Annotated in this window: 21 protein-coding genes and 1 riboswitch; of the genes, 8 read left to right on the top strand and 13 right to left on the bottom strand. The window is 62.2% G+C overall.

Features of this window, described 5'->3' with window-relative positions; all coding sequences use genetic code 11:
* Positions 1-31 precede the first annotated feature (31 nt).
* Genes yqiA through nudF form a run of 4 tightly spaced genes read right to left on the bottom strand, consistent with a single transcriptional unit; the run spans position 32 to position 2,528 of the window.
* The gene (gene yqiA, locus ACJ8IM_RS14730) at positions 32-616 is read right to left on the bottom strand and encodes an esterase YqiA (RefSeq protein WP_025304306.1); all 585 of its coding nucleotides are present in this window, start codon (positions 614-616) and stop codon (positions 32-34) included.
* Positions 616-1,443: a 3',5'-cyclic-AMP phosphodiesterase gene (cpdA, locus tag ACJ8IM_RS14725; protein WP_033654824.1), complete on the bottom strand. Its 828-nt coding sequence runs from the start codon at positions 1,441-1,443 to the stop codon at positions 616-618. The genes yqiA and cpdA overlap by 1 nt, the downstream gene beginning before the upstream one ends.
* 27 nt (positions 1,444-1,470) lie before the next feature.
* Positions 1,471-1,896, bottom strand: coding sequence for a DUF1249 family protein (locus ACJ8IM_RS14720; RefSeq protein WP_004937244.1), 426 nt, complete (start codon positions 1,894-1,896; stop codon positions 1,471-1,473).
* Entirely contained in the window at positions 1,896-2,528 is a 633-nt protein-coding gene (gene nudF / locus ACJ8IM_RS14715; protein ID WP_033649068.1) for an ADP-ribose diphosphatase, read from the bottom strand. The genes ACJ8IM_RS14720 and nudF overlap by 1 nt, the downstream gene beginning before the upstream one ends.
* A 347-nt stretch (positions 2,529-2,875) precedes the next feature.
* Between nudF and hasF the strand changes: the two genes are divergently transcribed.
* Complete coding sequence (gene hasF, locus ACJ8IM_RS14710; protein ID WP_033654823.1) at positions 2,876-4,393, top strand: multidrug efflux transporter outer membrane subunit HasF; 1,518 nt, start codon at positions 2,876-2,878, stop codon at positions 4,391-4,393.
* Positions 4,394-4,543: 150 nt separating this feature from the next.
* Positions 4,544-6,493, top strand: coding sequence for a dihydroxyacetone kinase operon transcriptional regulator DhaR (gene dhaR / locus ACJ8IM_RS14705; RefSeq protein WP_033654822.1), 1,950 nt, complete (start codon positions 4,544-4,546; stop codon positions 6,491-6,493).
* Positions 6,494-6,497: 4 nt separating this feature from the next.
* Here the strand turns inward: dhaR and dhaM are convergent, their stop codons facing one another.
* From dhaM to ACJ8IM_RS14685, 4 genes are read right to left on the bottom strand one after another with little or no spacing between them, the layout of a single operon-like run.
* On the bottom strand, positions 6,498-7,928 hold the full coding sequence (dhaM, locus tag ACJ8IM_RS14700; RefSeq protein WP_033654821.1) for a dihydroxyacetone kinase phosphoryl donor subunit DhaM: 1,431 nt from the start codon (positions 7,926-7,928) through the stop codon (positions 6,498-6,500).
* 11 nt (positions 7,929-7,939) lie between these two features.
* Positions 7,940-8,572, bottom strand: a complete 633-nt coding sequence (dhaL, locus tag ACJ8IM_RS14695; protein ID WP_033636066.1) for a dihydroxyacetone kinase subunit DhaL — start codon at positions 8,570-8,572, stop codon at positions 7,940-7,942.
* A gap of 9 nt (positions 8,573-8,581) precedes the next feature.
* Positions 8,582-9,652: a dihydroxyacetone kinase subunit DhaK gene (gene dhaK, locus ACJ8IM_RS14690; protein ID WP_033649064.1), complete on the bottom strand. Its 1,071-nt coding sequence runs from the start codon at positions 9,650-9,652 to the stop codon at positions 8,582-8,584.
* 51 nt (positions 9,653-9,703) lie between these two features.
* On the bottom strand, positions 9,704-10,804 hold the full coding sequence (locus ACJ8IM_RS14685) for a glycerol dehydrogenase (protein ID WP_033654820.1): 1,101 nt from the start codon (positions 10,802-10,804) through the stop codon (positions 9,704-9,706).
* A gap of 353 nt (positions 10,805-11,157) precedes the next feature.
* Between ACJ8IM_RS14685 and ACJ8IM_RS14680 the strand changes: the two genes are divergently transcribed.
* Together ACJ8IM_RS14680 and ACJ8IM_RS14675 are read left to right on the top strand one after the other, a co-directional pair.
* Positions 11,158-11,820, top strand: coding sequence for a DUF1190 family protein (locus ACJ8IM_RS14680; protein ID WP_015379087.1), 663 nt, complete (start codon positions 11,158-11,160; stop codon positions 11,818-11,820).
* A gap of 3 nt (positions 11,821-11,823) precedes the next feature.
* Positions 11,824-12,984: a glutathionylspermidine synthase family protein gene (locus ACJ8IM_RS14675; protein WP_033636068.1), complete on the top strand. Its 1,161-nt coding sequence runs from the start codon at positions 11,824-11,826 to the stop codon at positions 12,982-12,984.
* Between the two features lie 47 nt (positions 12,985-13,031).
* Here the strand turns inward: ACJ8IM_RS14675 and ygiD are convergent, their stop codons facing one another.
* Positions 13,032-13,814 (bottom strand): 4,5-DOPA dioxygenase extradiol, encoded by a 783-nt coding sequence (gene ygiD / locus ACJ8IM_RS14670; RefSeq protein ID WP_033654819.1) that lies wholly within the window; start codon positions 13,812-13,814, stop codon positions 13,032-13,034.
* A gap of 323 nt (positions 13,815-14,137) precedes the next feature.
* On the opposite strand from ygiD, the gene ACJ8IM_RS14665 reads away from it, so the two are divergent.
* Complete coding sequence (locus tag ACJ8IM_RS14665) at positions 14,138-15,670, top strand: alkaline phosphatase (protein ID WP_101455674.1); 1,533 nt, start codon at positions 14,138-14,140, stop codon at positions 15,668-15,670.
* Between the two features lie 53 nt (positions 15,671-15,723).
* Here the strand turns inward: ACJ8IM_RS14665 and ribB are convergent, their stop codons facing one another.
* Positions 15,724-16,377 carry a 3,4-dihydroxy-2-butanone-4-phosphate synthase gene (gene ribB / locus ACJ8IM_RS14660; RefSeq protein ID WP_442516238.1) on the bottom strand — a complete coding sequence of 218 codons (654 nt, stop codon included), beginning with the start codon at positions 16,375-16,377 and terminating at the stop codon, positions 15,724-15,726.
* Positions 16,378-16,486: 109 nt separating this feature from the next.
* Positions 16,487-16,647: riboswitch (FMN riboswitch) on the bottom strand.
* A gap of 147 nt (positions 16,648-16,794) precedes the next feature.
* Here ribB and ubiK point away from each other — a divergent pair.
* The gene (ubiK, locus tag ACJ8IM_RS14655) at positions 16,795-17,070 is read left to right on the top strand and encodes a ubiquinone biosynthesis accessory factor UbiK (RefSeq protein WP_033654817.1); all 276 of its coding nucleotides are present in this window, start codon (positions 16,795-16,797) and stop codon (positions 17,068-17,070) included.
* 58 nt (positions 17,071-17,128) lie between these two features.
* On the opposite strand, the gene hldE is transcribed toward ubiK, so the two are convergent.
* From hldE to ACJ8IM_RS14640, 3 genes are all read right to left on the bottom strand, one after another.
* Positions 17,129-18,559 (bottom strand): bifunctional D-glycero-beta-D-manno-heptose-7-phosphate kinase/D-glycero-beta-D-manno-heptose 1-phosphate adenylyltransferase HldE, encoded by a 1,431-nt coding sequence (gene hldE / locus ACJ8IM_RS14650; RefSeq protein ID WP_033636072.1) that lies wholly within the window; start codon positions 18,557-18,559, stop codon positions 17,129-17,131.
* A gap of 77 nt (positions 18,560-18,636) precedes the next feature.
* Positions 18,637-21,474 (bottom strand): bifunctional [glutamate--ammonia ligase]-adenylyl-L-tyrosine phosphorylase/[glutamate--ammonia-ligase] adenylyltransferase, encoded by a 2,838-nt coding sequence (glnE, locus tag ACJ8IM_RS14645; protein ID WP_033654816.1) that lies wholly within the window; start codon positions 21,472-21,474, stop codon positions 18,637-18,639.
* 45 nt (positions 21,475-21,519) lie between these two features.
* Positions 21,520-22,827, bottom strand: coding sequence for a CYTH domain-containing protein (locus tag ACJ8IM_RS14640; protein WP_033654815.1), 1,308 nt, complete (start codon positions 22,825-22,827; stop codon positions 21,520-21,522).
* A 278-nt stretch (positions 22,828-23,105) separates the two neighbouring features.
* Here ACJ8IM_RS14640 and ACJ8IM_RS14635 point away from each other — a divergent pair, with 278 nt between their 5' ends.
* Both ACJ8IM_RS14635 and ACJ8IM_RS14630 read left to right on the top strand, forming a co-directional pair.
* Positions 23,106-23,726 carry a TIGR04211 family SH3 domain-containing protein gene (locus tag ACJ8IM_RS14635; RefSeq protein WP_019453078.1) on the top strand — a complete coding sequence of 207 codons (621 nt, stop codon included), beginning with the start codon at positions 23,106-23,108 and terminating at the stop codon, positions 23,724-23,726.
* 122 nt (positions 23,727-23,848) lie between these two features.
* Positions 23,849-25,093, top strand: coding sequence for a multifunctional CCA addition/repair protein (locus ACJ8IM_RS14630; protein ID WP_033649056.1), 1,245 nt, complete (start codon positions 23,849-23,851; stop codon positions 25,091-25,093).
* The last annotated feature ends 19 nt before the right edge of the window (positions 25,094-25,112 follow it).

The raw sequence follows: 25,112 nt of genomic DNA, 5'->3' as shown, positions 1-25,112 counted from the left end.
CGTGGTTAAAGGGAGGTGCCGGAACGGTCCGTCAGACCGCGTTTAGCCCTAAAAAATCCACAATCTGGGGGAAGTAGTGCTCGAAACCGACGAAGGCGTGGTTTCCACCCGACTCCACCGTTTGCCGACACGCGGTGTAATACGCCACTGCCTGGCCGTAATCGAGAATTTCATCGCCCGTTTGCTGCAGCAGCCAGATTAAATCCGGCGACTCCAAGGGATCGATCTGCATCACTTTCAGATCGTAAACGTGCCGAGACTCTAACACATATTGCTGGCCGGTGTAGGGGTTCTCGTTGGCGCCGAGATAGTCGACCAGCAGCTCAAACGGCTTGACCGCCGGGTTGACCACCACCGCCGGCAGCGAAAAACACTGCGACAGCCAGGTGGCGTAATAGCCGCCCAGCGATGAACCGACCAGCCCGAGCGTTTGGCCGGCGCGCTCCAGCACCATATTCTCCAGCATCTCGGCGGCCTCCGCCGGAAAGGCCGGCAGCTGCGGCACCAGCATTTCGATATCGGGATGGTGCTCGGCCAGCCAGGCCTTGAAGGCCACCGCCTTTGCCGACTGCGGCGAACTGTTGAAACCGTGCAGGTAGAGCAGTGTCGAAGGCATCAGTATCCATCCGAGTCCATATCGGGGCGGAAATCGTCGTTTTCCAGGCGGAACACCTGCGTCTCGACGCCGCCGTCCGGCAGCAGATCGAGGTAGCGCCAGCCGGGGGAGACGTCGTCAATGGTGAAGTTTGTGCAGTGCGGCTTGAATTGCACGCAGGTGGACGGCGTCGCCAACAGGCGTCGGCCCTGCCATTCCAGATCCAGATCCTGGTGAATGTGCCCGCACACCACGGTATTCACTTTCGGATAACGCAGCAGGATCGCGCCCAGCATATGCGGGTTGCGCAGGCTGTGCTGATCGAGCCAGGTACAGCCGGAAGGCAGCGGATGATGGTGCAGCAGCAACAGCGTATAGCGCTCGGGGTGAGCCTGCAGGCAGCGCTCCATCCACTCCAGCTGGTATTCGCTCAATTCGCCGTGCGGCACGCCGAACACCTGGCTGTCCAGCATCAGCACCTGCCAGCTGTCGCCCAGCAGCACCTGTTTGGAAGGCGCGATGCCGGCGGCGGCCAACGCATCGACCATCGCCGGTTGAAAATCATGGTTGCCCGGCAGCCACACGCAGGGAGCCGGCAATTGCGCGATGCCGGCGGCGAAGTGGCGGTAGGCCTCTTGCGAATGATCCTGCGCCAAATCTCCCGTGGCGACGATCAAATCGACGTCGCGGCGCTGCGCCTGGATGGCGTCCAGCACCGCGTGATAGCTGCGATAGGTATTGATGCCGAGCAACGTCTCGTGTTCGCCGGCAAAAAGGTGGGTATCTGTTATTTGTAGAATCCTGACCGCGGCCCCACTCGCCACGGGCAGTTTAAACAGGCTTTCCAAATGGTGTCCTTTGTTATTTCAGTCTGTCTAACAAACCGGAACCGCCATCGCTCCATGCGCCAAACAGTAGCGCAGCCAATCAGCAAGAAACTGGTTAATTTGATGCTTTTCGTCGCGTTGATGCAACTTTTTATTAGGATAATCATAACGCGCTTTAAAGCGATAGATCTGCTGACTGGAACACACTTCCGCAACCATGGCGTCATGGTACAGCCGCACCGTCATCGCGGGCAGGCTCCAGTAGCTGACCGCCGGAAAGATCTGCTCGATCTCCACCAGCGACGTGTAACGCGTGGACTCAACGATGGTCAAACGATAGCCGGCGCCGTTCACCTGATAAGTCACCGTTTCGCCCGCTTCGTCGTTGCGCGGCAGCAAGCGGCGCAATTGCGCGAAGTTGGTTTCGCACAATCTCATCATTTCGGGGAAATCAGGGGTATAGCGCTGTTTCATTAGTTGGCCCACTCTTTTCTCAACGATTCATGGTGCAACGCCAGCCATTGCAATGCAATCACTGATGCGGCGTTATCGATCGCGCCCTCCTCAACCCAGCGGTAAGCCTGCTCGCGGCTGACCACGTGGACGCGGATATCTTCATGTTCTTCCGCCAGGCCGTGGATGCCCTCAGCGGTACCGGCGTCCACCTCGCCGACCATGATCGACAGACGTTCGCTGGTGCCGCCGGGGCTGGCCAGGTAGCTCAGCACCGGCTTGCAGCGCCCGACCACCACGCCGGCCTCCTCCTGCGCTTCGCGGCGGCACACGTCCTCGACGCTTTCGCCGGTCTCGATCATACCCGCCACCATTTCCAGCAGCCAGGGCGAATGGCTGGTATCAACCGCGGCGATGCGCAGTTGTTCAATCAGCACAACCTCGTCGCGCACCGGATCGTAGGGCAGCAGCACCGCCGCATGGCCGCGTTCGAAAATTTCACGCGTGATTTCAGGGCTCATTTCGCCATTGAACAACCGATGGCGAAACCGGTATAAATTGAGTGAAAAAAAACCACGGTACAGCGTCTCGCGTGCAATAATTTCTACATCTTTTTTCTCGAAAGTAACGGGCGACGGCTGCGAACGGTTCATGCGCGAATTCTCCTGCTTGAGTATGCCGATAAAATAATCGGTTTTGATGACAGAAACAGCGGGACTCTCCGCCGCGGCTTTATGTTAGGCTGTTTTCCGCCGCCGGATGCGGCACGTTTGTGCGCTCGCAGGTAATAGCGGGAAACAATCCGGATTGTCAGCCATAATATCAGCTGCAGTCGACCCGGGCAGTACGCCAAGGTAAATGGGCGGTCTGAAAGGTAAAAGTTACGTGAGATGGCACATTCAGCCACCTGATGCGAACCCCAGACTCTGCTAGAATCGGCAACTATTTCGTCTATCGTCAGCGCTAACATAGCAATATTGCTGCACAACAAGGAATGCAAATGAAGAAACTGCTCCCCCTTCTTATCGGACTGAGCCTGGGCGGCTTCAGTGCAATGAGCCAGGCAGAGAACCTGCTGCAGGTCTACAAACAGGCCAGGGAAAGTAACCCGGATCTGCGCAAAAGTGCTGCTGACCGCGACGCCGCATTCGAAAAGATCAATGAAGCGCGCAGCCCGTTGCTGCCGCAGCTCGGTTTAACCGCAGGTTACGATTACACCAACGGTTATCGTGACAGCAATGGCGTTAACAGCAACGTGACCAGCGGTTCGTTGGCGCTGACGCAAACTATTTTCGACATGTCGAAATGGCGCCAGCTGACGCTGCAGGAAAAGACCGCCGGCATCTCCGACGTCACCTTCCAGACCGCTGAGCAGTCGCTGATTCTCAACACCGCCACCGCCTACTTCAACGTGCTGAAGGCGATCGACACGCTGTCCTACACCCAGGCGCAGAAAGATGCGGTATACCGCACGCTGGATCAAACCACCCAGCGCTTCAACGTGGGCTTGGTGGCGATCACCGACGTGCAGAACGCCCGCTCGAACTATGACACCGTGCTGGCGGCGGAAGTCTCCGCCCGCAACGATCTGGATAACGCGCTGGAAACGCTGCGCCAGGTGACCGGGGCCTTCTACCCGGAGCTGGCCTCGTTGAATACCGATCGCTTCAGTACCCAGCGCCCGGAAGCGGTGAACAACCTGCTGAAAGAAGCGGAAGCGCGCAACCTGAGCCTGCTGTCCGCCCGTCTGAGCCAGGACCTGGCGCGCGAGCAAATCCGCGCAGCCCAAACCGGCTATATGCCGACGATTGACGTCAGCGCATCAACCGGCATCAGCAATACCAAATACAACGGCTCCAACACCGGCGGCGCGAATGCCGCACGCTACAGCGACTCCGATGCGGGCCAAAATAAGGTCGGCATCAGCTTCAACCTGCCGCTGTACAGCGGCGGCGCGACCAACTCGCAGGTCAAACAAGCGCAGTACGGCTTCGTCGGCGCCAGCGAGCAGTTGGAAAGCTCACACCGCAGCGTGGTACAGACCGTGCGTTCGTCGTTCAACAACGTTAACGCCTCGATCAGCAGCATCAACGCCTACAAACAGGCGGTGATCTCCGCGCAAAGCTCCCTGGACGCGATGGAAGCCGGTTATCAGGTCGGTACCCGCACCATCGTCGACGTGCTGGACGCCACCACCACGCTGTATAACGCCAAACGTCAGCTGTCCGACGCGCGTTATACCTATCTGATCAACCAGTTGAACATCAAGTCGGCGCTCGGCACGCTGAACCAGAACGATTTGCTGCTGCTGAACGGCGCGTTGGGCAAACCGGTGTCGACCGCACCTGACGCCGTGGCGCCGCAGAATCGCGCGCAGGACGCCTATGCAGACGGCTATCAGGACAATGCGCCGATGCAGCAAACCGCGGCGCCGGTACCGGCGGCCACTCGCGCATCCGCGCCGGCCGTGACCACCAGCCAACCGGCTCGCAACAGCGGCAACCCATTCCGCAACTGATGCGCGCACATTGATAAACACGGGGTCCGGCCTGCGCCGCGCCCCGTTTTTTTTGCCTCGATTTCACCACTTCTGCCCGCCGTCTCACAGCCGCCGCCACGTCAGGTGGTATCATCGTCACTCTCGTTTTCGCAGTCTGGATGAGGTTCGATGGACAACGATTCACGCTGGCAACGGCTGATTAACGACGGCGAACTGCCGCCGCCGCTGCGCCCGGCACAGGTGGTTTACGCCTCCTGGCTGCGCTGCCGCAGCCTGATGCAGCCCGACGTCTGGCAAGCACCGCACCGCGCTCAGGGCGCCACCTTCGAATCGATTTGCCGCCGCAAGAACGATCTGCTGACGCTCGGCCAGGCGGCGCTGGAAGACGCCTGCGAGTACATGGAGCCACGTCGTTGTCTGTTGATGATCCTCGACGAGAGCGGCTGCATGCTGTGGCGCTGCGGCGACGCCCAAACCTGGGAACATTTACAGCAACTGGGGTTCGCCCCCGGCGCTTACTGGGCCGAAGGGCAGATCGGCACCAACGCCCCGGCGCTGGCAGCAACGGAAGGCCACCCGGTGCGGGTGAGCGGCGGGGAGCACGTGCGCCGGGCGCTGCACGGCTGGTCGTTCTGCGCTACGCCGGTCTACGACAACAGCGGCCGCCAGCGCGGTTCGATCGCGCTGGGCTGTCTGTTGGCCGACTGCGCCGCCGGCGATCTGTCGCTGACGCTGGCCATCGCCCGCGAAATCGGCAACTCGCTGAACGCCGACGGCCTGCTGGCGGAATCCAACCGCCATCTGAATCAGCTTTACGGCCTGCTGGACGGCGTGGACGACGGCGTGATGGCCTGGGATCACCGCGGCTATCTGCAATACATCAACCAGCGCGCCGCCGCCCTGCTGAAGCTGGACGAGCAGCAGAGCCAGGGCAAACCGCTGGCGCAGCTGCTGACGCTGCCCGCCCTGCTCAAGCGCGCTATCGCCGACCGGCAGCCGCTGCAACACGTCGAAGTCACCTTCGAAAGCCAGCGGCAGTTTATCGCCGCCTTGCTGACGCTCAAGCCGATTTTCGACGGCGATCGCTGCAGTTTCATCGCCCTGCTGCACCCGCTCGAGCGGCTGCGCCAGTATGTCAGCAGCCAGTTGGGGCGCGTCAGCCACAGCTTCGAGCAAATGCCCTCCGCCTCGCTGGAGATGCGGCGGCTGATCCGTTACGGGCAGCAGGCGGCCAAGGGCCAGCATCCAATCCTGCTGCGCGGGGAGGAAGGGGTTGGCAAAGAGCGGCTCAGCCAGGCTATCCACAACGCCGGCGAACGCGCCGCCGGGCCGTATATCGCCCTCAACTGCCAGCTGTTGCCGCAGGCGCAGGGGCTGCGTGAACTGCTGGGCAGCGACGCCAACGAAGAAGAGGCGGGCCAGCTGAGTAAATTCGAATTGGCCAACGGCGGCACGCTGTACCTCGAACAGATCGAATACCTGCCGGCGGAGATGCAGTCGGCGTTGCTGCAGGTGCTGAAAACCGGCGTGGTGATCCGCCTCAATTCCAGCCGGGTGATCCCGGTCGATGTCCGAGTCATCGCCGGCAGCGCCGCCGATCTGCCGCTGCTGGTGCAGCAAAACCGCTTCCGCCGCCAGCTGTTTTACAGCCTGCAGGCCTTCGAGATCCAGATCCCGCCGCTGCGCCAGCGGCTGAGCGATATTCCGCTGCTGGTCAAACACCATCTGCGCGCGCTGGAGCAGCATTTTCAGTGTCGCTTTCGGGTGGATGACGAAGTGATGGCCCAGCTGGCGCTCTACCTGTGGCCGGGCAACGATTTGGAACTGAAAGGGGTGGTGGAGCGCGCGGCGATGATCTGCCACGGCCACCACATCCAGCTGGCGGACCTGCCGGCGCACCTGCTCGGCCAGCCGTCGCTGCTGGAAAGCGATCCGCAGCCCGGCGCGCCGCTGCTGACGCTGACGGACATGGAGCGCCAGGCGATCCTGCGCGCGGCGACCGTCAGCCGCGGCCAGCTGACGGAAATGGCGCAGCTGTTGGGCATCGGCCGCACCACCCTGTGGCGGAAGATCAAACAGCACGGGATCGACATCCGCCAGTTCAAGCTGCGCGCCTGAACGCCTAGTGGCTGAGCTGCAACACCCCGCGCGCGGCGTCCAGCATCGCCTTCTGCCCGCTGCGGGTTTTGCTCAGGCAATCCTGCATGCCGACCACCATCGGCATGCCCATCGCCTTCGCCAGAATGGCGCTGTGCGACAGGGCATTGCCGCCGCTCAGGCAGATGCCGAGCACCAGCCGCCTGTCGAGCATCACCACCTCCGAAGGCATCAGTTCGTCCATCACCAGTATCGACGGCTCTGCCAGCGCAATCGTCGGTAACGGCAGCCCCTGCAGATGGCACAGCGTGCGGCGCAGCATGTCGCGCACGTCCAGTTCGCGCGCCCGCATGTAGTCGTCATCCAGCTCGCGGTACTCTTCGGCGATCGCCTCCAGCACCTGTCGCCAGGCCTGCTCGGCGTTGCACAACTGCTGCGCGATGCGGGTGTACGCCGCCTGCTGCAGATCCGGATCGTCCAGCAGCATGCTGTGGGCGCCGAAGATCGCCGCCTGCGGCTTGCCGATCAGCGTGCCGGTGCGCTCTGCCAGCCGGTTCAGATCGCTCAGCGTGCGCTGTAGCGCCTCACGCAGGCGTTGCTGTTCGCCCAACACCTCGTCCGCGCCGATTCGTCGATCGACGGTTGGCGGCCAGAAGCTGTGGGCCTGGAACACCGGCCCGCTGGTGACGCTTTCCGCCACCGGAATGCCATGCAGCGAAGGCTGCTGCCGCTCGGAAACCGTCTCGCCGAAATGCTGTTCCGCCAGCGCTTTAAACGCCGCCAGCGCTTCGTCCGCCTGCGCGCCGTCGGCGATCAGGCGAATGGTGTCGCCGTGGCGCACCTGCAGCAGCGCCAGCTGATTGAGGCTGCGCGGATCGATGCACTGCCCCTGCTTTTCCAGCACCAGCTCAGCCTTGAACGGCGCCAGCGTCTCGACCAGCCGCGCCGCCGGGCGCGCATGCAGCCCATGCGGGTTCTGCACCGTCCAGGTTGCGCTTTTGCCCTGCGCCAGCGGCAAGGCCGCGCTTTTTGCGGCCGGCGAGCCTTCGCCCAGCTGCGCCTGTTTGGCCTGCAGCGCGCCCTGCGCCTCCGCCACCACCTGCTCCAGCGCGGCACCAGAGTTGGCGGCCACCACCGCCGCCAGCGTGCCTTCGACCAGCGGCGCTGCACACAGCCGCACTTTGACAGCCACGTCCGGATCCAGCAGATCGAGCGCGGTTTCGGCGCTGAGCAGCGCGCTGCCCAGATCCATCAGCACCAGAACGCCGTCGCCGTCGGCGACCGCTTCGATCGCCTCCATCACTTTGACGGCGTCCGTGCCGATCGGGTGCTGCTCGTCATCCACGCCCGCCGCCAGCGCCAGTTTGCAGCCGTCGCCGCGCATCATCTGCCGCGCCAGTTGCTCAACGCCGCGCGCCAGCAACGCGCTGTGCGAAACCACCACGATATTAATCATCTCGCCTCCTGCTAGCTGCCGGCGACCTCGGCCAGCGTTTTCATCATCAACATCACCGAAGTGGCACCGGGATCCTGGTGGCCGATGCTGCGCTCGCCCAGGTAACTGGCCCGCCCCTTGCGCGCCTGCATGGTAATGGTGCTCTCCACCGCCCGCTCGGCGCTGTCGGCGGCGCGCTGCAACGCCTCCGCCACGCTCAGGTTCTGCTGCGCGGACTGCCCGAGGCTTTCCACTACCGGCCACCAGACGTCGCACATGGTCTTGTCGCCCGGCTCCGCCTTACCGCGCATCACCACGCCTTCAACCCCCTCTTGCATCATTTGATGCAGCTCCGCCAGATCCAGGCTTTGCTTGGCGTTCGCCGCCTGCGCCGCGCGGATGAAGAAGGTGCCGAACAGCGGGCCGCTGGCGCCGCCCACGCTCGACAGCAGCGTCATGCCGGTGTTTTTCAGGATGAAGCCGATGTCCTTGTCCGCCACCGACGGCAGCTTTTCCACCACCTTGTTGAAACCGCGATTCATGTTCAAACCGTGGTCGGCATCGCCGATCTCGGTGTCCAGCCGGGTCAGAAAATCGCGCTCCCGGCTGAATACCTCGCCGCAACGCATCAGCCAATCGACAACCTGTTGTTTGGTCAACGCCATGATTCCTCCTCAGCAACCCCAACGCAGCGCAGGCGTTTTCACCGGCGCATCCCACAAGGACAACAGCTCGTCGTCCACGTTCAACAGCGTGATGGACACGCCCTGCATATCGAGCGAAGTGCAGTAAGAGCCCACCAGATTGCGCTCAATGATGATGCCCGCCTCGGCGCAGCGCTCCGCCAGCCGATGGTATACGCCGTACAGCTCAGACAGCGGCGTGGCGCCCAGGTTGTTGACCAGCGCGATGGCCCGATCGCCGCGCGTCAGCGGCTGCTTGGTCTGCATCTCGTCGCGCCACTCGCCCTGCTGACGATCCCAGACGCGGATCGTGCGCTGATAGTGGCCGTGGTCGATCAGCGTATGGAACATGTCGTCCACCGCCGCGTTCAGCGTGGTGAACGGGCGGCGCGCAATGCCCGGCTCGCCGTGAATGCCGACGCCGAACTCCATTTCGTTCTCCGCCAGGGTGAACGACGGTTTGCCGGCGGCCGGCACAGTACAAGCGCCCAGCGCGATGCCGATCGAATGCCCGTGGTTATTGATGCGATGCCCTAACGTCACCACGCTGTCCAGATCGTCGCCGCGCGCCGCGGCGGCGCCCAGCAGTTTCTCCATCAGCACGGTGTTGGCCACCCCGCGCCGCCCGGCGGTAAACAGGCTGTCTTTGACCGCCACGTCGTCATCCACCAGCACCGTCGCCACCGCGACACCGCTGTCGTGCAGCAGCTCGGTGGCGGTTTCGAAGTTGAGCACGTCGCCGGTGTAGTTCTTGATCAGCAGCAGCACCCCGGCGCCGCCGTCGATCGCCTGGCCGCACTCGTACATTTTATCCGGCGTCGGCGAGGTGAAAATCTCGCCCGGACAGGCGCCGTCGAGCATCCCTTCGCCGACGAAACCGCAGTGCATCGGCTCGTGGCCGCTGCCGCCGCCGGACAGGATCGCCACCTTGCCCGCCACCGGCGCATCGGCGCGGGTCACGAACAGCGGATCCGCGTGCACCAGCAACTCGGGATGGGCCTCCGCCAGCCCCTGCAACTGCTCTTCCAACACCGACTCGACCTGATTAATCAGTTTTTTCACGATGGTTTCCTCTGTAAGAACAGGGGCGCGGCGCACCGCGCCCCAACGATATCAATGATGCTGCAGCCAGGCGGCGCCCAGCCGATCCGCCGTCAGGATCGCCGCCTGCACGCCCGCGGGAGTAACCTTGAACGGCATGTTGTGAATGGTTTCGCCGGCGGCGCAGCTGGCTTCGGCCACCGCCATCATCTTCGCCGCCGCATCGCCGGTGACGCCCATCTGCGCCAGTGAGATCGGCAGGCCGATGCCATGACAAAACGCCAGCACGGTTTCAATCTGCGCCATCGGGCTGTTCTGCAGCACCAGCTGCGCCAGGGTGCCGAACGCCACTTTCTCACCGTGATACAGGTGGTGGCACTCTTCGAGCACGGTAAAACCGTTGTGAATGGCGTGCGCCGCCGCCAGCCCACTGCTCTCGAAGCCGATGCCGCTCAGATAGGTATTGGCCTCAATGATGCGTTCCACCGCTTCCGTCACCACGCCGGCCTCGACCGCCAGTTTGGCTTTCACCCCTTCCGCCAGCAGCGTGTCATAACACAGCCGCGCCAGGCTGAGCGCCGCCAGCGTCGATTTGCCGCCGGCCATGCTGGTGGCCTGGGCGTCGAAGCAGGCCTGCGCCTCGAAATAGGTGGAAAGCGCGTCGCCCATGCCGGCCACCAGCAGACGCACCGGCGCTTTGGCGATGATGGCGCTGTCCATCACCACCATGTCCGGGTTGCGCGGGTAAATCAGGTACTCGGCGAATTCGCCCTGTTCGGTGTAGAGAACCGACAGCGCGCTGGTCGGCGCATCGGTGGAGGCGATAGTGGGAATGAGCACCACCGGCAGCTGTTGGTAGTGCGCGACGGCCTTGGCGGTGTCGAGCGTCTTGCCGCCGCCGACGCCGATCACGCCGCGGCAGCCGTGGGCCTGGAGCTCATGGCCGAGCCGGTCTATCTCCTTGCGGCAGCATTCGCCGTTGAAGCGGGCCGCATGATATTTCACGCCGTGCTGCTGCAGGCTGCCCATTAGGGTGTCGCCCGCCAGCTGCATCACGAAGTCGTCGGCGATCACCAGATAGTGATCGGCGAGGGATTTGGCGTATTCGCCGACGGCGGCCAGCGCATTGGCGCCCTGAATATATTTGCCTGGTGACTGGATGATTCTCAACATAACCGGATCCTTGTAGGGAGTTGGCGATGGTAACGTTCAGATATCAGGTGATGACGCGCCGACTTCGCCGCCGGCTTGTTGTTGTGCTTCGACTATGAGCGCCCGCCGCCCGCTTGGCGAGCTTCGCGATTTTTGTTCCATTATGGAACATCATCATAGCGACAACGTTTCATGATGAAACGCCAACGCGCGTTTTTTCGCCGCGAAAGCGAACTGGCGCACACCCCAACGTATAACTGCGTAAAGAGTCGATTCTGCGGGCGTTTCAGCTTTAATTTTGACCATGTTTCCCCTATCCTTAGCGCCACTACTGGGAAAGGGCGAAAACAGCCCGCATGATGGGATTGATAACGATGAAACGGACAAAAAACATCAACCAAGAGACGTTCCGCAAATCCTGGCGCAGTTACCGTGTCGCGCCCGTGGCTTTGGCGATCAGCGCCGTCTTTATGCTGGCCGGCTGCGAGAAGAGCGATGAAACGGTCTCCCTGTATCAGAATGCCGATGACTGTTCGCGCGCCAATCCTTCGATGAGCGAGCAGTGCACCACCTCCTACAACAATGCCCTGAAGGAAGCGGCGAAAACCGCGCCGAAATACGCCACCCGCGAAGACTGCGTCGCCGAGTTCGGCGAAGCGCAGTGCACCCAGGCGCCGGCACAGGCCGGCATGGCGGCGGAATCGCAAAGCAGCGGCAGCTTCTGGATGCCGCTGATGGCGGGCTACATGATGGGCCGCCTGATGGGCGGTTCCGGCTTCGCGCAGCAGCCGCTGTTCACCTCCAAGAACGCCGCCAGCCCGGCGAACGGCAAGTTTGTCGACGCCAGCGGCAAGAGCTACGGCCCGGCCACCGCCGGCGGCCGCACCATGACGGTACCGAAAACCGCCATGGCGCCGAAGCCTGCGGTCACCAACACCGTGACCCGCGGCGGCTTCGGCGAGACCGTAGCCAAGCAGACCAGCATGCAGCGCAGCAGCGCCACCTCCAACTCCGGCTCTCGCAGCATGGGCGGTTGATGCATGAAACGTATTGCTATTACCGAGCGCCCGGACTGGCGTGAAAAAGCGACCGAGTTCGGTTTCCGTTTCCACACCATGTACGGCGAGCCGTACTGGTGTGAAGACGCCTATTACCAGTTCACGCTGGCGCAGATTGAAGAGATCGAAAGCGCCACCGCCGAGCTGCACCAGATGTGTCTGCAGGTGGTGGAAAAAGTGGTCGGCAGCGACGAGCTGATGGCCAAGTTCTGCATCCCGAAACACACCTGGGAGTTCGTGCGCAGTTCGTGGCGCACCAATCAGCCGTCGCTGTATTCGCGTCTCGATCTGGCCTACGACGGCGTTAACCCGCCGAAGCTGCTGGAGAACAACGCCGATACGCCAACCTCGCTGTATGAGGCGGCCTTTTTCCAGTGGCTGTGGCTGGAAGACCAGATCAACGCCGGCAAGTTGGATCCTGAATCGGATCAGTACAACAGCCTGCAGGAGAAGCTGATCGAGCGTTTCGCCGAGCTGAAAGCGCATCACGGCTTCGGCCTGTTGCACCTGGCGTGCTGCCAGGACAGCGAAGAAGATCGCGGCACGGTGCAATATCTGCAGGACTGCGCGCAGGAAGCCGGTCTGCCGACCGAGTTCCTGTTCATGGAAGAGATTGGCCTCGGCGAAAAAGGCCAGTTTACCGATCTGCAGGATCAGGTGATTGGCAACCTGTTCAAGCTCTACCCGTGGGAATTCATGCTGCGCGAGATGTTCTCCACCAAGCTCGAAGACGCCGGCGTGCGCTGGCTGGAGCCGGCCTGGAAGAGCATCATCTCCAACAAAGCGCTGCTGCCGCTGCTGTGGGAAATGTTCCCGAACCACCCGAATCTGTTGCCGGCTTATTTCGCGCAAGACGAGCATCCGCCGATGGATCATTACGTCACCAAGCCGCTGTTCTCACGCGAAGGCGCCAATATCCAGATCGTCGAAAACGGTCAGGAAGTGGCGCGCGTCGATGGGCCGTACGGTGAAGAAGGCATGATCGTGCAGCAGTTCCATCCGCTGCCGAAGTTCGAAGACAGCTACACGCTGATCGGCAGTTGGCTGGTGAACGATCAACCTTGCGGCATCGGCCTGCGCGAAGATCGCGAACTGATCACGCAGGATCTGTCGCGCTTCTATCCGCACACCATCCTCGGCTGATAGCCCCGCCGAGACCAAAACGCCAGTCTCTGACTGGCGTTTTTTCTTTAGCCCACCTGCACCGACAGCATGCTCAGCGCTCCCATTTCGATACCGTCGATCGGCACGCTGATGGCCTCTTTGCCATCCCAGCCGCCAAGCACGTACAGCAACGGCAGATAGTGTTCCGGCGTCGGATTCGACAGCGCCGCCCCCTCATGGCGCATGAAATCCACCAGAGGATGGTTTTCACCCCGATAACGCAGGTTATCCCGGACAAAGTTATTGAACGATTCCGCCCACGGGTAGGCGCTGGTATCGCCCTGCCATTTCACCATGCGCAGGTTGTGCACCACGTTGCCGCTGGCGACGATCATCACGCCCTCATCGCGCAGCGCCGCCAGTTTGCGCCCCAGCTCATAGTGATAGGCCGCCGGCTGCGTGCCGTCGACGCTGAGCTGCACCACCGGGATGTCAGCATTGGGGTACATCTTGATCAAGACGCCCCAGGTTCCGTGATCCAACCCCCACTCGCCGAGATCGGCCGTCACCGGCACCGGCGCCAGCATTTGCTGCAGCTGCGCAGCCAGCGCGGGAGAGCCCGGCGCCGGATAACGGGTATCAAACAGCGCCTGCGGGAACCCGCCGAAGTCGTGAATGGTTTTGGGTTTTTCCATCGCGGTGACCGCAGTGCCGCGGGTATACCAATGCGCGGAAACCGCCACGATCGCCTTCGGGCGCGGCAATGACTCACCCAACGCACGCCATGCCCGGGTGTAGCGGTTGTCTTCCAGCACGTTCATCGGGCTACCGTGGCCAAGAAACAGTGCCGGCATACGAGAGGTGTTCATAGGGAGATCCTTAGTTCAAATTGTGCTATGCCGCTACATTACGCGCTTTGCCGCGCCAACACAGCCGGATAACCGTGATGAAGATCTTCAATAAATTTGAATTAAAAGCGGAGGAATGCGCCGGCAGACAGAAAGATAAAAATTTAATATATTTCAATAGATTAATAAGATCAGTGAATGCCATGACATTACTGCCACACAGATCTAATTTGTGAATAATTTATGTATTTTTTGTTAACGCAATCTATACACTCCTCCTCTGCCGACGGGTAGCAGGCAACCCCGCCGCGCGATGGGAATTACGTCTCACCAAGGAGGAATTCATGTTCAGACTCACACTGGCAACCCGCCTGGCGCTTTCCATATCCTTGCTCACCGGCTGGACGGCCACCGCCGGCGCGGCGGACAACGCGCAGCTGACGCAGCGCGAAGATCCTTACTTCCTTCAGGCGCAAGCTCAGCTGCAACAGCGGTTGAAACAGACGCCAAACACCAACCGCGCCAAAAACGTCATTCTGGTGGTCGGCGACGGCATGGGGTTTTCCACCGTGACCGCCGCCCGCATTTTTGAAGGGCAGCAGCGCGGCGTGGACGGCGAATCCAACGTGCTGGCCTGGGAGGCCTTCCCCTATCTGGCTGCGGCCAAAACCTACTCCGCCGACGCCCAAATCACCGACTCCGCGCCCAGCGCGGTGGCGATGACCACCGGCGTCAAAACCATCAACGATCTGATGGGCCTCAACCATACGGCCACCCTCAACAATTGCGAGGATCAGCAAACCAAGACCGTCACCACGCTGTGGGAGATGGCCGCAACGCTCGGCATGGCCACCGGCGCCGTGACGACCGCCACCATCACCCACGCCACGCCGGGCGCCACCTATGCCCATATCGCCAACCGCGATTGGGAATCCGACGCCAAAATGCCGGCAGCGGCTCTGGCCGCAGGCTGCCGCGATATCGCGCGCCAGCTGGTGGAAATGAAGTACGGCGACGGCCTTAACGTGGCGATGGGCGGCGGGCGCACCAACTTCCTGCCCGATAGCGTGAGCGATCCGGAATACCCCGGCAAGAAAGGCGCCAGAAAGGATGGCCGCGATCTGACGCAGGCCTGGCTGCAACGCTATGGCGAGCGTGGGCAATACGTCTGGAATCAGGCGCAGTTCGACAAAATCGAACCGGGTAAGGTCGATCATCTGCTGGCCCTGTTCGAGCCGTCGCACATGAACTTCGAGCACGATCGGCGGCAAGACGCGGCGGGAGAACCCTCGCTGGCGGAAATGACCGGCAAGGCCATCGATATTCTGGCCAGGAATCCCGAAGGCTACCTGCTGTTGGTGGAGGGTGGACGCATCGATCACGGTAGCCACAACGGTAACGCCTACCGTACGCTGAGCGACGCGGTCGCCCTGAACGAGGCGGTGAAAACCATTGTCGACAAGGTCAACCTGGACGAAACCCTGGTGATCGTGACCGGCGATCACAGCCACACGTTGACCATCGCCGGCTATGCCAAGCGGGGTAATCCTATCCTCGGCATTTCCGTCGGCGTCGACGGCAAACCGCGGCTGGGCAGCGACGGCAAGCCTTATACCACCGTCGGTTTCGCCAATGGCCCCGGCGGCACGATCCCGCTGACCGAACGCCCGACATTGACCATGGAACAGGCCACCGCGCCCGACTTTATTCAGCCGGCGCTGGTGCCGCTGAAAAGCGAGACCCACGGCGGGGAAGATCTCGGCATCTACGCCATCGGCCCCTGGGCTCATCTGTTCCAGGGTACGGTGGAAGAGAACTACACCTTCCACGTGATGAATTACGCCAGCCGCATCGGCGAACGCCTGTCAGAACGATAGCCACAAAAAAGCCGCGTTACGCGGCTTTTTTTATCGTTGAAAGCGACCGGCTATCAGCTGGCCTTTTTCTCGTGCGCCTGGCGGTAGGCCACCAGATCCTCGATGGTCAGCACCACCATGTCGTGCTGTTTGGCGAAGGCGATCACTTCCGGCGCGTGCGCCATGCTGCCATCGTCGTTGGTCAGTTCACACAGCACGCCGGCAGGTTTGAAACCGGCCATGGAAACCAGATAGATGGTCGCCTCGGTGTGGCCGCGACGGCTCAGCACGCCGCCCGGCTGCGCGCGCAGCGGGAACACGTGGCCCGGACGGTTCAGATCGCTCGGCTTGGCGCTGTCTGCCACCGCCGCACGGATGGTGGTCAGGCGATCGGAAGCGGAAACCCCGGTGGTCACGCCCTGCGCCGCTTCGATGGTCACGGTGAAGGCGGTCTGGAACTGGCTGGAGTTGTTGGTCACCATCATCGGCAGCTCAAGCTGCTGACGGCGTTCTTCGGTGATGCACAGGCACACGATACCGCTGCCGTGGCGAATGGTCAGCGCCATCTGCTCAACGGTCATGGTTTCCGCGGCGAAGATCATGTCACCTTCGTTTTCACGGTTTTCATCATCGAGCACCATTACGCCGCGCCCGTTGCGCAGTGCGTCAATCGCGCGTTCAACGCGTTCTGTCGGCGTGCCGAAGTCTGAAAGTAGCGTCTGATTCATGGTAAAAAACCTCATTAAAAATTATGGATTACCAGAACCAGGGCGATCTTGAGGAGTAGCTAGCAATAGCTAAAAAAATAACGCAAGCGGGCGCAAGCCCGGCAGATACCGTTACTCTCTCCCATCCGGACTATAACCGTCGGCCCCGGAATTGCACCGGATCTGCTGACCTCTAACCGGCCTTTACAGGCTGGCTGAGCGCTCGCGGGCTTTCACCGTAGAAGGTGATTTACCGCCGGTGGGGACTTTCACCCCGCCCTGAGAATAAGCAGGATGACTATAACGCTAATGGGTAGACAGGGCAATTGGCAAAAGCACAATTCGGCCACGCGCGGCGAATGCGCTTAATGGTGTTTATCCGGCGGGCAACTCGCATTACACTAAGCGGCAGCAATTAAACTCTGAAAGGGATACGCCATGATTGACCCGAAAAAAATCGAACAAATCGCACGCCAGGTTCATGAGTCCATGCCTAAAGGCGTTCGTGAATTCGGGGAAGACGTTGAGAAAAAAATCCGTCAGGTGCTGCAGTCGCAGCTGACCCGCCTGGATTTGGTTAACCGCGAAGAGTTCGACGTGCAGACTCAGGTGCTGTTGCGCACCCGCGAGAAGCTGGCACTGTTGGAACAGCGCCTGGCCGAGCTGGAAAGCAAGCTGAGCGCGGCGCCGGCCGCCAAGCAGGAAGACGAATAAATTCCCGCCAAGGGCGCGCACCTGAACCGCGCGCCCCTGTTCTTTCGGTCGCCCGGCGTTAGCCGCGCCCGTCTTTGATCGCTTTGATGATGTTGGTGGTCGACAGCCCGTCTTCAAAGTTCAACACTTTGACATCGCCGCCGTTGGCCCACACTTCCGCACTGCCGGCAATCTCTTCCGGTTTGTAATCGCCGCCCTTCACCAGCAGATCCGGCAAGATGTCGGCGATCAAGCGCTGCGGCGTGTCCTCTTCGAACGGCACCACCCAATCCACCGCTTCCAGCGCGCCCAGCACGATCATGCGATTCTCCAGCGCGTTGACCGGGCGTTTTTCCCCTTTCAGGCGTTTGGTCGAGGCGTCGCTGTTCACCGCCACGATCAGGCGGTCGCCCAGCTTGCGGGCGTTGGCCAGATAGGAGACGTGGCCGGCGTGCAGAATGTCGAAAATGCCGTTGGTCATCACCACTTTCTCGCCGCGCTGACGCGCCTGAGCAACAGCGGTTTTCAACTGCGCTTCGGTCATCACGCCAAAGCCGGTTTCGGCCCGGCCGCGCACCGCGTTTTCCAGTTCGATTGGCGACACGGTAGAGGTACCGAGCTTGCCCACCACCACGCCGGCGGCGGCGTTGGCCAGGAAACAGGACTCTTCCAGCGAATTGCCGGCGGCCAGCGAAGCGGCCAATACGCCGATCACGGTGTCGCCGGCACCGGTCACATCGAACACTTCCTGCGCCTGGGTCGGCAAGTGCAGCGGCTCAACGCCAGGCTGCAGCAGCGTCATGCCGTGTTCGGAACGGGTGACCAACAGCGCCGACAGCTCGAAATCCGCCACCAGCTTCATGCCGCGCGCCACCAGTTCCGCCTCATCCTTGCAGTGGCCCACCACCGCTTCGAACTCGGACAGGTTCGGCGTCAGCAGCGTCGCGCCGCGATAGCGCTCGAAGTCAGAGCCTTTCGGATCGATCAGCACCGGCACCTTGGCGGCGCGCGCCAGTTGGATCATGCCCTGCACCTGGCTGAGCGCGCCCTTGGCGTAATCGGACAGCACCAGCGCGCCGATCTGCGGCAGCGCCTGCTGAATGCGCTCCAGCATCGGCTGCGGATCGACGTTGGAGAAACCTTCTTCGAAGTCGAGACGGATCAGCTGCTGGTTGCGCGACAGCACGCGCAGCTTGGTGATGGTCGGATGGGTCGGCACCGAGACGAAGTCGCAGCGCACGTTGACTTCATTCAGCTTGGCGCTCAGCGCCCGCGCCGCATCGTCGATGCCGGTCAGGCCCACCAGGCGGGAATTGGCGCCCAGCGAAGCGATGTTCATCGCCACGTTAGCCGCGCCGCCGGGACGCTCTTCGATGGTGTCGACCTTGACCACCGGCACCGGGGCTTCCGGTGAGATGCGGCTGGTCGGCCCATACCAATAGCGATCCAACATGACGTCACCGACCACCAGCACACCGGCGCGGCGAAAATCAGGCAGCGTAACTTTCATCCGATAACTCCAAAAAAGAACAAAATTTTAGTGGCGCAGATATTACCACAGACCGCCGGAATACCCGCAAAAAGGTATTAATCCAGCCATTTGGCCCAGCTGGCGCGCACCTGCTCGCGCTCGGCGGTGAACAGCTCGCTGCCGACCTTACCGGAATGCTCCTGCAGCGCCAGATGGTGGATCTCGTCGCGCATGGTGACATAGGCCTGGGTCAGCGCGCGCGCTTCCTCTTCCGGCATGATGTCGTAATTGGCCATCAGCTCGAAGATGCGCACGTTGTCCGACCAACGCGTCAGCCGCGGTTCACCCGGCGCATAGCGTAAGACCAGATATTGGGCGATAAATTCGATGTCGGTAATGCCGCCCTCATCGGTTTTGATATCAAACAGATCGCGCTGCTTGTTGCCGAGATGGTTGCGCATCTTTTCGCGCATCTCGCGCACTTCGCGCTTCAGGGTCTCCGCATCACGCGTTTTGCACAGGATTTCGCGCCGAATCGCGTCGAACTGCTGGTGCAGCGCCGGGTCGCCATGCACGATGCGCGCGCGCACCAGAGCCTGATGCTCCCAGGTCCAGGCTTCGTTTTGCTGGTAATCGGCGAACGCCTCGACGGTGCTGACCAGCATCCCCGCGGCGCCGGAAGGCCGCAGACGCGCGTCCACCTCATACAGAATGCCGGAGGAAGTGCGGGTGCTGAACAGATGCATCACCCGCTGCGCCAGCCGCAGGTAGAACTGGCGGCCGTCGATGCAGCGATCGCCGTCGGTCATCACCTCCGGCGGGCAATCCAGCAGGAACACCAGATCGAGATCGGAACTGTAACCCAGCTCCCAGCCGCCCAGCTTGCCGTAGCCGATCACCGCAAAGCCGCGCCCTTCGCGCTCCTGCAGATGGGTCGGCTGGCCGTAGCGCGCCACCATGTCGCTCCAGGCCTGTTGCACCACCGCGTCGATGATCGCCTCCGCCAGATAAGTCAGGTGGTCGCTCACTTTCATCACCGGCAGCGCGCCGGCGATATCCGCTGCGGCGATGCGCAGCTGCTGCGCCTGTTTGAACTGGCGCAGCGCCTCCAGCTTTTGCTCTTCGTCGTCTTCCGGCACCCGCAGCAGGTACTGGCGCAGCTCGCTGCGGTAGGCGTCCAGCGCCACCGGCTGATACAGCGTGGCCGGATCCAGCAGTTCGTCCAGCAACAGCGGGTAGCGCGACAGCTGGTTGGCAACCATCGGCGAAGCGGCGCACAGACGGATCAGATGGCTGAGCGCCGCGTGGTACTCCACCAGCAGCTCGAGGTAAGTGGTGCGGGTGACGATGCTGAGCAGCAGCTGCGCCAGCCGCACCAGCGCGGTCGGCGCGTCCTGGCGCGGGCACACCTCCGCCAGCAGGCGCGGCATCAGCTGATCGAGCACGTCGCGGCCGCGCGGGCCGATGGTGCGCTTGTCGACGTCATGGCGGAAATCGGCGATGGTGCGCAGCATCTGTCGGCGCCCCTCTTCGTCCAGGTGCGGCGTCAGCGGCGCCAGCTCATTTTCCTCCAGCGCGTCCTGCCACAGGCTGTGATAGTGCTGGTAGTCGGGATCTTCGCCGACATCCGGGCTATCGTCGCCGATCAGATCGTCGAACACCGCCCGCACCGCCTGCATGTGCACCTCCAGCGTCGCCATCAGCGCCGGCCAATCCGCCAGCCCCATGCCGTAGGCCAGCCGCGCCTGGTCGAGCGCATCCTGCGGCAGCGTCTGGGTTTGCTGATCGCCGATCGCCTGCAGCAGATTCTCCAGCCGCCGCAGGAACAGGTAGGCGGCGCTCAGCGCCCGCACCTGCTCGGCCTCCAGCAGCCCCAGCTCACCCACCGCCTGCAGCGTCGGCAGCAGCGAACGCCCCTGCAGCGCCGGCTCACGGCCGCCGCGGATCAGCTGAAATACCTGGGTGATGAATTCGATTTCGCGAATGCCGCCGGCGCCCAGCTTGATGTTGTCCTTCAGGCCGCGCCGCCGCACTTCACGGGCGATCATGCCCTTCATGTTGCGCAAAGACTGGATGACGCTGAAATCGATATAGCGGCGGAACACGAACGGCCGCAGCGTTTTGCGCAGCTCCTGGCTGTAGGCGTCTTCCGCCCCGCCCATCAGGCGCGCCTTCACCATCGCATAGCGCTCCCAGTCGCGCCCCTGCTCCTGATAGTAGTCTTCCAGCGCCGCGAAGCTCATCACCAATGGGCCGCTGTCGCCGAACGGCCGCAGCCGCATGTCGACGCGATAGACGAAGCCGTCGATGGTCTGCTGATCCAGCGCCTTGATCAGCCGCTGGCCCAGGCGGGTGAAGAACTGGGCATTGTCCAGCTCGCGCCGCCCGCCCTGGGTCTGGCCGTTTTCCGGGTAGGCGAAGATCAGATCGATATCCGACGAGAAATTCAGCTCGCCGCCGCCCAGCTTGCCCATGCCGAGGATCAGCAGCGGCTGCGGTTCACCGGCGGCGTTGCACGGCGTGCCCCACTCGCGGCAGCAGGTTTGGTACAGCCAGTCGCGCGCGCTGACGATCAGCGTCTCCGCCAGCCCGCTCAGCTGCAGCAGCGTTTCTTCGGTCGAACACAGCCCCTGCGCCTGCGCCCAGGCAATGCGCACCAGCGTTTCACGGCGAAACAGACGCAGCGTGCGCATCAGCTGCGCCTCATCGCGCACCTCTTCCAGCTCGTCCTGCAGCCAGGCGGCATAGTGCTGCCACTCGCCGGGCGCCGGCGGCTGTTCGCGCAGCGTCGCCAGCCAGGCCGGCTGGGCGAGCAGTGCGTCGCTGACGAAGTCGCTCGACGCCAGCACCCACTGCTCCTGCTCGCTAAAGGCGCTGTCCGCGCCGTGAACTTCCTGAAAACGCTGCACAACCTGCTGTGCCTGAGCCTGTAACGCGGCTGAAAGTGGCGACATAGTGTATGACCCGTTCTGCGGCCCACGGCTGGCGGGCCGGCTTGATTAACGAAGCGCGCCGTTTAACCAGAATGGCGCATGCGATAAGGCCTGTTTGCGGCTGGCTTCATACCAGCCCTGGCGGCGCTCGCTCAGCGCCGCCTGCAGTTCGCGCCAGGCCTCGATATAAGGGCCGGTCTGCTCGTCGGGGTAAGCGCCCGACAGCAGGACCAGCGCCGAAATCTGACGCGTCAGGCGCGGCAATTGTTCCTGATATTCATCTTCGTTCAGCGTACGGCTGAAGGCCTCTTTCAGCTCCGCGCCGCTGCGCCCCAGCATGATGTCGCTGAAGCGTTTGAAAGAACCGTCCAGCTTGGCCTGCCCTTTGGCGTCAATAAACGGCCGCCAGGCGCCGCTCACCAGCCATGATGTGAGCGCCAACTTACATTGCAGATAAGCCGCGCTGTAGCACAGGCTCTCTGGTTGCGCGGCTTTGTCCGCCAACAGCGGCTCGAGCTCGGTCAGGCGGGCGCGCAGATCGGCGCTGGCCTTGCGCGGCACCAGGCCGCCGAAGATCACCAGCGCCTGGCGGATCGTGCCGACCGCCTCAACCACCGAGGCGCGCGCCTGCGCGTCGCCGCGCAGCCACAGCTCTTCATGGTACTGCCAGTGGCTCAGCGCCAGTTCGAAGGCGGCGATCATCCCCTGTTCGACGGTCGCCTTCGCCGCCGGCTTCAGCACCTGCAGCGGGCGCACCTCGCGCGGCGGATTGCCCTGCGCCAGGTGGTAACCGCGCGCCGCCTTGCTCAGACTGCCCTGACGCAGCCCGTCGTGCGCCGCCAGCTCACCGGCCAACGCCAGCAGATCGGCGGTATTGCCTTTCAGCAGCTCCAGCTCGATCTCGCTCAAGGCTTCGCTGAGATCACCGGCGCGCACCTCGCCCTGGTCCAGGCCAATCTCTATCTCGCTTTGGCCGTAAGTAACCACCCACTTCTCACGCACGAAATCGGTACGGAACAGCGGTTGCAACGCCAGCTGCAGCGCTGCGATATCGCAATCCTGCGGCCAAATGTCGGCAGGAAACTGCGCCAACGCCAGCTGCGGCTCGGCGATAGCGACATTGTATTCCGGGCGCTGGTGCAGGCCGCCCACCACTTTACCGGCGGTTTTGATGGTCATCTCATAGCGATCGTCGAAACCGCGAATGCGCAGCCCCATGTCGTGACGACGCAGGAAGTTGTCGGCCGTTTCGAAGTAAATGTTGGTCAGTTTTTGCGGCGCGGAATGCTGATGCGGCCAGGCGGCGAGCCAGTGTGGCAGAGCGGCCACCGCTTGCGGCGCGGCGATGAATTTCAGTTCAATTTCAACGGTCATAATTCTTTAACACCAATAAGTTATGCATTCACGTCGGTTTCAGCGCGGCGCGTTCGGCCCGCCGTATGCTGCCCACTGACGCACAGTTGCCGTTATCTTACCGCGATTCCCGGCACCTTAACCCTGCTAACTGTAGAAAAAACCTGTTACGTTATAAAACACTGCGCAACTCACAGAATCAGCCACAGTAAGATAGTTCTCATTCCGGTTTTGGCGTTGCGTCGTCAGACTGAACCCTCTACTATCGTTCCATAAATTCACCCAGAAACGATGAACTAATGCAGAAATTACGCCTGATTTGCCTTGCCGCGCTGAGCTTCAGCATCACTTGGGCCGCACATGCCGAAGATAAACGCTATATCTCCGATGAGTTAAGCACTTACGTCCATAGCGGCCCAGGTAATCAGTACCGTATTGTCGGCACTCTCAACGCCGGTGAAGAAGTGACCCTGCTGAGCGTCAACGACAGCACCAACTACGGCCAGATCCGCGATCCGAAAGGCCGCACCACCTGGATCCCGCTCGACCAGCTCAGCCAGACGCCAAGCCTGCGCACCCGCGTGCCCGAGCTGGAACAGCAGGTGAAAACCCTGACCGACAAGCTGGCCAACATCGACAACACCTGGAACCAGCGTACCTCGGAAATGCAGGAAAAAGTCGCGGGCAGCGACAGCACCATCAGCAGCCTGCAGAAGGAAAACCAGGATCTGAAAAACCAGCTGGTGGTCGCGCAGAAGAAGGTCAACGCCGTTAACCTGCAGCTCGACGACAAGCAGCGCACCATTATCCTGCAGTGGTTCATGTACGGCGGCGGCGTCGCCGGCGTCGGTTTGCTGCTGGGCCTGCTGTTGCCGCACCTGATCCCGCGCCGCAAGAACAACAACCGCTGGATGAACTGATCTCAGTATCGTTCAGTTTGAGTATGGGCGCCTGCGGGCGCCCTTTTCATTGGCGCCGACATCCCGCGGCCAATTCATGTAATCTGATAGACAGAGCCTTACACGATATTCAGGAGTCAACAGTGCAGATTTATCTGGTCGGCGGCGCCGTTCGCGACAGCCTGCTCAATATTCCGGTGGTCGATCATGATTGGGTGGTGGTGGGCGCTACGCCGGCAGAGCTGCTGGCGTTGGGCTACCAGCAGGTCGGTAAAGATTTTCCGGTGTTCCTCAACCCCGACTCCCACGAGGAGTACGCGCTGGCGCGCACCGAGCGCAAATCCGGCCAGGGGTACACCGGTTTTACCTGCTATGCCGCGCCGGACGTGACGCTGGAAGAAGATCTGCTGCGGCGCGATCTGACCATCAACGCCATCGCCCGCTCCGCCGAAGGAGAGCTGATTGATCCTTACGGCGGCGTGGCCGATCTGCAGGCGCGCGTGCTGCGCCACGTTTCCGACGCGTTCGGCGAAGATCCGCTGCGCGTATTGCGCGTGGCGCGATTCAATGCCCGCTTCGCCCATCTGGGTTTTCGCATCGCCGACGAAACGCTCGCCCTGATGCGCCAGATGGCGCACAGCGGTGAACTGGCCGCGCTGACCGCCGAACGCGTCTGGAAGGAAACCGAAAAGGCGCTGCAAAGCCAGAGCCCGCAGGTCTATTTTCAGGTGCTGCGCGATTGCGGTGCGCTGGCGGTGCTGTTCCCGGAAATCGACGCGCTGTTCGGCGTGCCGGCTCCCGCCAAGTGGCACCCGGAGATCGACACCGGCGTACACACGCTGATGGCGTTGGCGATTGCCGCCCGCCTCACGCCGGAGGTGGACGTGCGCTTCGCCACTCTGTGCCACGATCTCGGCAAAGGGTTGACGCCGAAAGAGTTCTGGCCGCATCACCACGGCCACGGCCCGGCGGGCGTGCGGCTGGTCGAAGCGCTGTGCCAGCGGCTGCGGGTGCCCAACCCGGTACGGGATTTGAGCAAGCTGGTGGCCGAGTACCATGATTTGATCCACACCGTGAACAAGCTGCGTCCGGAGACCCTGTTGAAGCTGTTCGACGCCATCGACGTCTGGCGCAAACCGCAACGGCTGGAGCAGATGATCCTGACCAGCGAAGCGGATGCGCGCGGCCGTACCGGCTTTGAGGAGAATCCTTATCCGCAGGGCGACTATCTGCGCCAGGCGTATCAGGTGGCGAACGCGGTATCTATTAAAGAAGTGGTAGCCAGCGGGCTGCAGGGCACCGCGATCCGCGACGAGCTCAAACGCCGTCGCCAGCAGGCGCTGGCCGACTGGAAGCTCAATCAAACCATCCTCAACGATCAGGCATAAAAAAACCCCGCAGAGCGGG

The sequence above is a fragment of the Serratia sp. CY33525 genome (assembly GCF_052169115.1).
Classification (GTDB): domain Bacteria; phylum Pseudomonadota; class Gammaproteobacteria; order Enterobacterales; family Enterobacteriaceae; genus Serratia; species Serratia sarumanii.
The sequence above is the reverse complement of the archived record's forward strand: the minus strand, read 5'-3'. Positions and strand labels throughout refer to the sequence as shown.